The organism is Lysinibacillus xylanilyticus, assembly GCF_001183605.1.
In the GTDB taxonomy this organism is placed as follows: Bacteria; Bacillota; Bacilli; order Bacillales_A; family Planococcaceae; genus Lysinibacillus; species Lysinibacillus xylanilyticus.
Genome location: NZ_LFXJ01000005.1, coordinates 808870 through 820411, shown reverse-complemented (window position 1 = coordinate 820411; position 11542 = coordinate 808870). Strand labels below are relative to the sequence as shown.

Below are 11542 nucleotides of genomic sequence, written 5' to 3'. Positions count from 1 at the left end.
TTCTAATCAAATATAGAATCTAATTCCTCCTGTGAAATCCCTACAGCATCAAAATCTGATGGAGTAAATTCCTTTAGATCTGTATTCTCACATTGTTCCAGAATTAATCTCAATGTATATATATACCTATCAATAAACTTTTGGATTGTTTTATCTTCAAATTTATTTCTACTATAGGTAAAGTTTATACTTAATTTCTTATTGACAACCATAGCGTCTATATCCATTAATGATGTTAATAAATTACATTTGTGACTATCCAAACCAAAATTAATGTTTGAAACATTTAGTTTTTCCCAATCTAAAATGGTGTCAAATTCTCCAAGGTAATTTAATCTTATATGCTTATTTCCATTATCATTTAACTCATTATTCAAAAATTTCATTATGCTATAATTAAAACCTTTGTTAGGTATGTTTCTAAGTTGCTCTTTTAATGATTTAATTGTTTTATTCATATCTTCATGATTTACACTAAAATATGCAGGATACATACTTGTAAACCACCCTACGGTTCTAGATATATCAATATAGTCATTTATAGCTTCTCTTCCATGTCTTTCAAGTTCAATTACTATTTCATTTCTATTACTTAAATCATTTAAAGTTATTACTAATGCAATTGTTAAAGTTTCATTGAGCTCCAAATTATAAATATCATTTACTTTCTTAGTTAAATCTTTTAATATATCTTCATCTAATTCTATATTCAAAATATTAGCTGTTTCTACAGTATCTTTTCCTTTATCAAAATCTATTGGATAGTTAAAATCTTTATCAGCTATTGATTGCCAATAAGCTTTTTCTTCACCCAATTCTTTTTTACTATAATCTTGTAGAGCATTTGCCCAAGCTTTAAAAGAATGTGTTTTCATAGGTAGATTTACTTCCTCATTACTGCTTAATTGATTCATTACAGTTAGGAAATCTTCTACTATTATTCTCCATGAAATTCCGTCAACTATTAAGTGATGAGCCATGAACAGTAAGCTTTGTTTTCCTTCGCTTAAATTAAATACAACTAATTTAAACAAGGTGCTATTTTCCAAATTAAAACTGTTTTTAAGTCTATATTTGATTTCATTCATTTTATTTATTTGTTCATCACAACTAAATTCAAATAAGTTAATACACTCTACAATATTTTCTTCATTTATACACGCATTATTATAAAATAGCTTTTTAGCCACTTTATCATAGTTGATTCTTAATGAATCATGATGACAAACCATTTCCTTTATCGATCTTCTAATCATATTAATATCCATACTACTCTTAAACTCTAATTGTATATATTGATTATACGAATCCTCCTTAATGAATTTCTCATTAAAAAACCATTCTATAATGGGTGTATTAATTATAGTGCCTTCTATTACAGAGTCCTCTATTATTTTATTACTTTTCATTACCTGAGCAGTAGTTGCAATTTTATCAATAGATTCAAAGGTTAAAATATCTTTCACTCTAATATCTAATCCTAAATTTTTTAATTTTGAAGAAATTTGTATGGCCTTTATCGAGTCTCCCCCAAGTTCAAAGAAATTGTCATTTACCCCTATTTTATCCACACCTAAAACTTCAATCCACACTTTTACCAAGGCTTCTTCTATTTCATTTTTTGGTGATTCATATTCATTTAGAACTTTAACTAGGTTTGGCTCTGGAAGCTCTCTTCTATTAAGCTTACCATTATTAGTTAAAGGTATCTTTTCAAGTTTTATAAAATAAGATGGAATCATATATTCGGGTAAACTTTCAATTAGATAAGCCCTTAGGTTCAGTTCTTTAACTTCTTTTTCACTTACCACATAAGCACAGAGGTATTTGTTTCCTAGTTTGTCTTCTCTATCTATTACGACAGCTTCTTTAATCTCCACATTTTTTAGTAACTGATTTTCTATTTCTCCCAGTTCTATTCTAAAGCCTCTTACCTTTACTTGATGGTCTATTCTTCCCAAGTACTCCATATTTCCATCTGGTAACCATCTTGCAAGGTCTCCTGTTTGATATATTCTTTCTTCAGATTTATATGGATTTGCTACAAATTTTTGATTTGTCAGTTCTTCTCTGTTTAAATATCCTCTTGCAACTCCTTCACCACCAACATAGAGTTCTCCAGTCATACCTATAGGTAACAGCTTTTGATTCATGCCCATTATATAAGTACTTAGAGTGGGTATTGCTTTCCCTATATTGCTTATCGCTCCATTTATTTCTTCTTCGCCAATTTCTTTATATGTTACATGTACTGTCGTTTCCGTTATTCCATACATATTAATCAATTCTGTTTTAGGATATTTCTTTATCCAAGCTCTTAACATTTCAGGTTTTAATGCTTCTCCACCGAATATTACATATCTTAAATTAAGTTCTTTTTCACTAATTGCTAATTCCTTATTCATAAGGCTATAAAAAGGCGTAGGAATTTGATTTAATACTGTAACCTTTTCTTCTTTTAGAATTCTTAAAAACTCTTCGGTATCAATAGCTTTATCTTTTGGAACAAGAACCAGCTTTCCTCCATAAAGTAACCCACCATACATTTCCCAAACCGAAAAATCAAAGCAATACGAATGAAACATTGTCCATACATCTGTTTCTCTAAAATCAAATTGCATTTTGTTATTAAACATTAATCGTACAACATTTTTATGTTCTATCATTACTCCCTTAGGATTACCTGTAGTCCCCGATGTATAGATTATATATGCTAAATCATGTGGTGTATTTATATGATTAAGGTTATAACTTTCTCTTAAATTTATTTTTTCATCTTCTAAATCTACTATCTCTCCATCAAATTCTACGCTTTTTAATAAAGCATTCTTTGTTAAAAGTACTTTAGTTTTACTATCTTCAAGCATATATCTTATTCTTTCTACGGGATACTCCGGATCTATAGGCAAGTACGCTCCTCCTGCCTTAAGTATCCCCATTATTCCAACTACCATCTCTAAAGAACGATCTACCATTATTCCTACAATAACATCTGGCCCCACACCCTGTTCTCTTAGAACTCTTGCTAGCTGATTTGATTTTTCATTTAATTCGCTATATGTTAATTTACTTTCTTCAAATACTACCGCAATATTATGAGGTGTTCTTTCTACTTGCTCTTCAAATAATTCATGTATTGTCTTATCTCTTGGATAATCTGCATTTGTATCATTAAATTCATACAATATTTGTTTTTTCTCTTCTTCTGATACTATTTCAATTTCATTAATCTTGAAATGTTCATTTTCCAAAATATTTTCAATGATATTCATCATACATTTATACATTGTTGTAATTAGATTATCTGTATATTCTAGAGTTTTATAATCAAAATTCAGTTTTATATTTTCATCTTCTAATTCTTGCACAACAAGTTGTAGAGATTGACTTTGATTTCCAGAATGGTATTCCTCAGACTCAACCTTTATTGTGCTATTGATATCATTTGGTAATTTAGAGTTATAGTAATTTACAGACATCTTAAATAAACTATCATATCCATTTTTATTTATCTCTAAATCTTTAACCAAAAGGTCATAAGGGTATTTTTGATTTATAAAACAATACTTTAACTCTCTATTAATCTGTTTTATTAGAGCCTCTATATTTAACTCTGTATCTAATTTAAATCTAAAAGGCATTGTACTTGTAAACATGCCTACCATGCTCTTTTGAGCCTTATTACTCCTATTAAATACTGGTGTACCTATCACTAAATCATTTTCTTGTATACTTTTATTTATATATATAAGTAATATTGCTATAAAGAAGGTATTTAAGGAACATTTTTTATCCTTGACAAATTTTTGTATCTTCTTTGATAAATCACTATTAATATAAAAGCTCACTCTTTTACCATCTAAACTATTCGATGAATTATATAAAAATTCTTCTGGCATGTCTTTAAACTTTTCTTTCCAGAAGTTTTTGTTCTTTATAAATTTATCCGAATTTAAATACTCTTGCTCTTCCTTAATAAAATCCAAATATGTATATGAATAGCAGTCATCTGCACAAATCTCATTATTATTTGTTAAACTACTATATATTTCACATATTTGATTTTGTACAAGAGTAGTTCCCCATCCATCACATATACCATGATGAAATTTGATTACTACCCCGTACTCATCTTCACTTAATTTGTATATAGCAAAATAATGCAATTTACTTTCATCTAAATTAAACTGGGTTTCAAACAAACTTTTCACCCATTTTTCATGTTGTTCTTTAGGTATTTCAAACTTACTAAAATCTAAAAAATCTATGCTTTCATTATGGAATTCTTCAACATATTGTATTGGTTCTCCATTTTCCTCAGTAAATCTTAATCTTAAACCATCATTTTGTTTCACTATGATATTAAGCGTTTTCTCCATACGGTTAATATCTATTTTTCCCTTCATTTTTACCAATCCGCCTATATTATGAAGTTGTGAATTTGTATTAATTTTATCTGTATACCATATTCTCTGTTGTGGGTGTGATAATTGATAGTAATCTCTTTTAACTAGTCTCATTTCTATCCCTCTACTCTATTATGTATTTAGTGTTCCATTTACAATTTCTCCCTAAATTTCGCACACTGCAAATGTACTGTTTTCCTCAAAAACTAACTAGTTCGGCAATAAAAAACTTCAAGAATACTTCTCCATTTACTCTTTTATTCGTAGTAAAAAATTATAAAATTCCCAGTTCTTCATCAAAATTCTCGAATTACATTTGCAGAAAAAATATATTGATTTAGAATGTTTGTTCCGGATTGTAACATTTACTTTAGTAAAACTGCTTTTCGTGTTGAGCCATATTAAAAATAATTTTTCTATTTTTTATCTAGAATCATCCATAGCACAGTTGCACTCGAGTTAATTTGATACTAACATCCCAATAACATCCATTTCAACCGACAATTAACATGTCGGTAGCCGTCAATACTCCTGTCGGTAACCGTCAATACTCCTGTCGGTAATCGTCAGTATTTCTGAGATTGAGCTCTTATAAAATATAACCAAATGTCGTGGATGACATTTACTGATAGAAATGTATAATGCTTTTTTCTTCGTTTCTGCTAGACACCCTAAAAACGCCCAATGGAATCGGAAGTAAACTACAAGTTATAGTGATGAACCACATTCCCTAAACATTTATCGAATAATCACAAAATTTCATCTAGTATAAAAACTTAGTGTATAAGAACATCAACAGAAAGGAATTTGCGTTCTTTGCACATTCATTCATATCTTTCATTCTATTATTTTCGTGTCTTTCTACTATTATTTACTCCCATCTTGCGTGCACTAAAATAGCCAGCATCGTTAAAATATACAGTGAATATTGTTACTCTGTTGATAAATTTATATCCATGGAAATTATATGTTTATACCGCTATATAAGATGTAGACAAAGCAAAAATCCATAATCAAATTATCCACGTTGACAAACTTAATGCAGAAATTCCATACCCTTCTGTGCTAATATTTGGAAAAAATAAGTCCTGCAGATTATATAATAATTCTACAATCCTTTTATGATGTAAAGTAAGCTCAAAATAAAAATAAGCGCACCTTTTCGGTACGCACAACGAAAAGCCATCTATCAGAAATTTTTCAGATAGATGGCTTTTTTCTACATCACGCTTAGACATTTTTCGACCAAAGCATGTAATTATTTTAAATCTCTGGATGCTTACGGAAAGCGAATTCAGCAGCTCTGTCATAAATGTCGTATGTATTGATAAAAATCGATGCCGTTTGCTTTTGCCGTTTCAACTAAACTTAAGCAGATGGCCTTGGCTTTAGCACCAGCTTCCACAGAGAAAAGCCAGTTCTTACGACAAATCATATTTGGACGAATCGTATTTTCGGCTAGATTATTATCGATTTCGATTTCAATCCTACCATCGTACAAAAACGCTTTTACCACGGATAATCTTCCGCTGCTTAGCTAAAGCATTTACCGAAGAAAGGCAATTCGTTTACCCATTTTAGAAACTTACAATCGACTTTGAATGTTTTGTCCTTCCTTTTCGACGTTTACCTGATGAAAGATCCTAATTGACTTTCTAAGTGATACAGTAAATTACAATTATCCACGCCAGTTTTGCCGTTTTTGCTATCGGCCTTCAGCCAATAACGTCGCACATGTGCTCAACAGATGAAAATGTGCCATCAAGTAGATTGTCGTATGCAGAATAACCATCCAACTCATGGTTCCTTTTAAACCAACTGTAAAGACTTCTACTACAGAACTACTTTTCGATAAAGCACTTGGGAAAAGAGCGATGATTGGTCCTTGGCTTGGTCCGCTTCAGAGCACCCAATCTCAGATCCAATATAACTAACATGTTGGGACCTTTATTCTTAGTCTATACCAAATACACGTACATAATTAAACATTTTAGTCACTTACTTGCCACCTTCTCTAATCAACGTGTATAAATTGGTCAATAAACTAGAGATGCTACCCATTCATCATCAATTATATTAAATCCTGTTCCTTTGCTAATTCTACGGCCCCTATTCTTGAAGTAACTTTTAGTACTGTGAACAGTTGTGTCAAATAACGCTCAACGGTTCTTTGAGTAACATCCAACTCAGAAGCTATAGCTTTATTTGGATATCCATCTACTAGGAATTTTAAAATTTGCTTTTCCTTTTCTGTAAGTTCGACTTTGTAATCTTTTTTAGAAATAAAAACTGACTTTATAAAATCTAAGAAATCGCTACGCATTGTTAATCGGTTATGCATAGCTAAACGTATTGTGTAAAGAATCTCCTCTTTAGACGCAGTTTTCGATAATATACCGTTGATATTTTTTTCAATTACTAGTGAATAATAATCTCTGATATCATAGCCTGTGTAAAGAATAATCCTAGCATTTGGCTGTCTTTTTTTTATTAATTTAATTAAATCTATCCCACTCAAATTAGGCATGTTTATATCTAATAAATATATATCGAACTCCTGTTGCTCAATAATGGACATTACAATTTTACTATCTGATACAGTTCGGATATCCATATCTTTTACATCATCGAACAATTTCTTAGTTCCCGCTAATACGATAGGATGATCATCAACTATTAACAATTTAATCATATATTTTCATAACCTTTCGACATTTCAATGAAAATCTTGGTTCCCTCGTTATTACCAGACTCAAAATGAATACTACCATTAAGTTAAAATACGCTATTTTAAATTCCTTTAAGTATGAATCGTTTCTTAAAGCTAATGGGACATTAAAACACTTCCTATTATCATAATACTATCACTAGAGTCGCATAAAAATAATTACCCGTCAATATTTAGACTGAATTTTCTGCAATATACTCCAGGTACGAAAACATCATTTGAACAATGGCTTTCACCAATTCAGCAGAAAAATGCATGAATACGTTGAAAACCATCAATTAAATTACTATACAAAGAAATTTCATATCGCTTGGTTTCTAAAATTACTACTGTATGCGCAGCTGCACGAAACAGAAAGCTTGTGTGCATTGAGTGACTCTATGTTTTCAGAAGAGCTTCAGCACACAACGAATCTCGAATCGATTAGCTTTTCGCAGGTAGGACGTCGATTGAATAAAATACCAACCGATTTCTTTCAGACCCATTATCTCGATTTAGTCGCGCAAATTCGTCAAAAAACCAATTTTGAGCAGCACCGAAAAACAACAACACCATTGAAAATTATTGATTCTAGTACGTTATCACTGAATTTGAATAACCATAAGTGTGCCAAGTTCCGCTAATCGAAATCGGGCGTGAAGCTTCATTTACGCCTGGTATTTATGGAAGAAGGCTGTTCGTATCCCTACAAAGCGTTGCTCACAAATACGGTAGAAGATGATCGTGGGCAGCTTGAAGTTCTGGTCGATGATAAAGTATGAATGCATGTACGTATTTGATCGTGGCTACTTGGATTATGAGCGATTCGACCGCATGACGGATGATATATATTTCTTCGTATCCCGCTTGCGAAAAAACGCGGTGACACGAGCAATTGAAACCTTCAAATTGCCAGAGGAAACCACAGTTTTATCAGATGAAATGGTTGTCATTGGCATACCGAAAAATCGTGCTGAAAATGTATTTCGTCTACTGAAGGTGCTCGATTCAAAAGGCAATGAGCTGCATTTTCAAAGGAAAGAGCTTCCCGTAAAGGGTTCTATGTTCTATTGCCCTAGTCAAAGCTTATAGTGAAAATATGGATGTTCACTCCCCCTACTTACATATCTTCGCTTTTCCTCTAAAAAGGGAGCTATATAATCTAAAATTTCAGTTAAAATTTATGCGACGGTAGTGTAATAATAAATTTAAAACCTCTTCTGTCTATTAATGAGATTTAAAGCAACGACTGAAGCCTCTTAATGTTTTTAGATCATTACTTAGTAGTTCTTGAAAAACCTGAATACTGCTCGCTCTTCATTTTTAGAAGGTAAGTAAACTCGATCTCTAAGAGACTGTTTAGTTGAAAATCTTCACGCTCCTTGTTTAGTTTATTAATCTCGTTAACGCTATATACAATCCATGCGTATCCTAGAGGTGGGCAAAGCTCCTCGCAATAAGCACGTAGCCCCAGAAAGCATTTACCATAAAATGATGAAGAAAGCTTTTCTCCACCTTCTTTGGTTAATGTGATTTTGGTAATTAATTCCAGTTCCCTAGCAATATAAAGTTGCTTTTGTAAATACTATCATGTAAATGCTGTGCCAATTTCTGTATTTCTTTTTCAAATCTTATATGAAGCAAAAGATTTATTAGAAATAACTGTGTATATCTTCAAAAGTCTTTTGAAGGATTACCTTATTAGTTAGATAACTCTTCAATTATCTTAGCATTTTCAATAAGGCTATTTACAAAAACAAAGAACCAAAGTTCTTTTTTCTTAAGTTTTACATTGTGGTACGTAGTCATAACAATAATTACTTTATCTTGAATGTTTTCTTGTAAACATGTTAAAGCCTATCCAATTCGAATAGATATTATTATCACTTTTACCTTTATATAAAACACAATACAAATATACCATATTATAGGAATATAAGGTAAGAACTTTAAATGTGGAAATTAAAATTCGATGAACATTTCTCTGAGCTACTAACACATTCATTAGTGCCATGAGCGATTGGTAGAGTGAGGGTCATTCCTGACATACGCAAAAAGGGCAAACTCATATCATTTTGTGGTTACCTCTTTTTAATGCTTGTTAGCATATTCGGTGAGATTAGATTTCTCTGTAAATTATGCTTTTAATCCATTATAATAAAAAAACAATTGCCAACAACAGCCGATATCACGTTGAAACAAAGTATTTTACTGTTGTTCTTTTTACTTAAAACACACTAATTTGACTTTCTGGTCATTTCGTTAATCGCACCATCTCAATGAAAACAGCAATTAATGCTTTGAGCTGTCGCATTTAAGCCTGTAGAAAGTTCTTCAATTGTATTGGAAATTTGTTCGTTGTTGTATGTATCGTAGCAATGCAAGAAAATTCCGTTTACCAATACGTTATTTATATACGCAATAGTGAAAAATCCGAAGAAGCATTTGAGGTGACATTACAAAAGTTACTTCGATTTGAACAAGATACTTTCCTTATTCTCATAACTACTCTAAAATGAAAAGTTGACTTTTTATATAGAGATATTATGAAAATAGTGAAGGTAATTACACAATTGGAAGGTATGAATAATTTCCGTACTCTCGAACTTGCAAAAAAGATCTTTACGTCTATCTGGATTATATCTCTTTTATCGAACAATACGAACCGACAAATTATGTGCAGCAGGTGATTAAGGAATATGCACATATGGGAAACATCATACGCACAGCAGACATCTTAATGGCTTTCGGATAGAGAATCATGCCATCATATTACACAAGTCATTATCAGTACTCCGGACCGTGACGAAACCCTCAATCCCAGCCATTAAAAACCCATTTAGGTAATCATCAATAGATAATGAAAATTGAAATGATTGCTGTTTAATGATATAAGTTTCAAAAGCAAAATTTAAGCCAATTAACAGTGAAAGAACTACTCCCCAAAATAAACCCATCTTAACATTAGCGTTCATTCTTAAGTAGTCAAATGGGTTAGTATGTAAATAGTATTTTATGTATAACCACGTTGGAACAATCCATACGAACCCCTTAACCAACGCCTCTAATAATGGAGAGATAATTTCACCGAACGAATAAATGTAGTCGATTAACCATAATTCTTTAATTGTCCACGCAAAGTAAAATATGAGTAGAAACCCTATCATTGTTTTTATATCATTATTTTTCACTTTACTTTCTACACTCAAATTTAATTCCATTTCAGCCTCCTAAAATCTGGACGTTTTGAGGAAAAGCCCTACTTTATATAATACAGCACCTTAATTTCATTGACAAAAAAGTTTTTAACATGAAATAACGGCTGCTTTACAAGCAACCGTCATTTATACCATAGTTTATAGTGCCTTGGAAGCTTGATGAATTAGTGCAGCGACCATTTTATCCATTTGTGCAAAACGATCGTCTTTTGTTTGACCATTCACGTATCGATAATAGATTTGCTGACATATTACAGCTAATTTAAAGTAGGCAAATGTAATATAATAATCGATGGCTGATACATCACGCCCGCTTTTCTCTGCATATCGGTTAATGAATTCCTGACGTGTGTAAAACCCTGGTAAAGTCGTTATTGGTGGTTCTCCAAATGCGTAGAGAAGCATTTTTGGGTCATCTGCATGCATCCAGTAGCTCATGGCCACGCCTAAATCTGCTAATGGGTCCCCTACAGTTGTCATCTCCAAATCAAAAAGACCAATCATTTCAGTGTAATCGCTTGAAAACATGGCGTTATTAAGCTTGTAATCATAATGAATTATAGTTGCTTCATGATCAGAAGGTACATGATCTTTTAACCACTTTGTCAACGCTGATACTTCAGCATGCTCTGCTGTTTTTGCTTTGTCATAGCGCTCAATCCATCCATGTACTTGTCGTTCCATAAATCCTTCTGGCTTCACCATATCCTTTAGCTTCGTTTCCTTATATGGTATTGCATGAAGAGCTACAAGTGAATCAACCATCATTTCTGATATGAGTCGTCCTAAATCCTCTGTATTTTCAGTACCTGATGGAAAATGAGTGTCAAGTACGATACCCTTTTTGCGTTCCATTAAAAAGAAATCACTGCCGATAATCTCTCGATCTTCAACGTACACATAAGGTTTTGGTACAGCAGCCAAAAATGGATGTAATGCTGATAAAATAGTAAACTCTCGTTTCATGTCATGCGCTTTTTTGGCGACTGGCCCATGTGGAGGTCGACGAAGAACGACTTCAAATTCACCTACCGTTAGGCAATAAGTCAAATTTGAATGTCCAGCACTAAATTGTGAAATTTCTAGCTTCCCCTCTGGTAACTCCGGAAATTGACTCTTTAAAAATGAATGTAATTTCACTTCATCAATACGTTCACTTGCCCTTACTTGTATCGTATCCATTGTACCCCTCCTATCAATTATACCTCGGC

5 protein-coding genes and 1 pseudogene are annotated in these 11542 nt (G+C 32.1%); 1 reads left to right on the top strand and 5 read right to left on the bottom strand.

Annotation, left to right across the window (positions count from 1 at the left end):
- Positions 1–2 precede the first annotated feature (2 nt).
- The 3 genes from ACZ11_RS06895 to ACZ11_RS06885 form a co-directional block, all read right to left on the bottom strand.
- The gene (locus ACZ11_RS06895; RefSeq protein WP_049664746.1) at positions 3–4520 is read right to left on the bottom strand and encodes a non-ribosomal peptide synthetase; all 4518 of its coding nucleotides are present in this window, start codon (positions 4518–4520) and stop codon (positions 3–5) included.
- A 1192-nt stretch (positions 4521–5712) separates the two neighbouring features.
- Positions 5713–5922, bottom strand: coding sequence for an IS66 family transposase (locus ACZ11_RS24715; protein ID WP_053093207.1), 210 nt, complete (start codon positions 5920–5922; stop codon positions 5713–5715).
- A 555-nt stretch (positions 5923–6477) separates the two neighbouring features.
- Positions 6478–7098: a response regulator transcription factor gene (locus ACZ11_RS06885; protein WP_049664743.1), complete on the bottom strand. Its 621-nt coding sequence runs from the start codon at positions 7096–7098 to the stop codon at positions 6478–6480.
- Between the two features lie 223 nt (positions 7099–7321).
- On the opposite strand from ACZ11_RS06885, the pseudogene ACZ11_RS24995 reads away from it, so the two are divergent.
- Positions 7322–8142: pseudogene (locus ACZ11_RS24995) on the top strand (IS4 family transposase); the annotation flags it as partial.
- Between the two features lie 1730 nt (positions 8143–9872).
- Here ACZ11_RS24995 and ACZ11_RS06875 read toward each other — a convergent pair.
- Both ACZ11_RS06875 and ACZ11_RS06870 read right to left on the bottom strand, forming a co-directional pair.
- Positions 9873–10334, bottom strand: a complete 462-nt coding sequence (locus ACZ11_RS06875; protein ID WP_053093205.1) for a hypothetical protein — start codon at positions 10332–10334, stop codon at positions 9873–9875.
- Positions 10335–10469: 135 nt separating this feature from the next.
- Positions 10470–11513, bottom strand: a complete 1044-nt coding sequence (locus ACZ11_RS06870) for a phosphotransferase family protein (RefSeq protein WP_049664740.1) — start codon at positions 11511–11513, stop codon at positions 10470–10472.
- Positions 11514–11542: the final 29 nt, after the last annotated feature.

Bases quoted from the DNA above. Each gene is read 5' to 3' on its own strand.
- ACZ11_RS06895 (WP_049664746.1), bottom strand. From the start codon at position 4,520: ATGAGACTAGTTAAAAGAGATTACTATCAATTATCACACCCACAACAG.
- ACZ11_RS06870 (WP_049664740.1), bottom strand. From the start codon at position 11,513: ATGGATACGATACAAGTAAGGGCAAGTGAACGTATTGATGAAGTGAAA.
- ACZ11_RS06885 (WP_049664743.1), bottom strand. From the start codon at position 7,098: ATGATTAAATTGTTAATAGTTGATGATCATCCTATCGTATTAGCGGGA.
- ACZ11_RS06875 (WP_053093205.1), bottom strand. From the start codon at position 10,334: ATGGAATTAAATTTGAGTGTAGAAAGTAAAGTGAAAAATAATGATATA.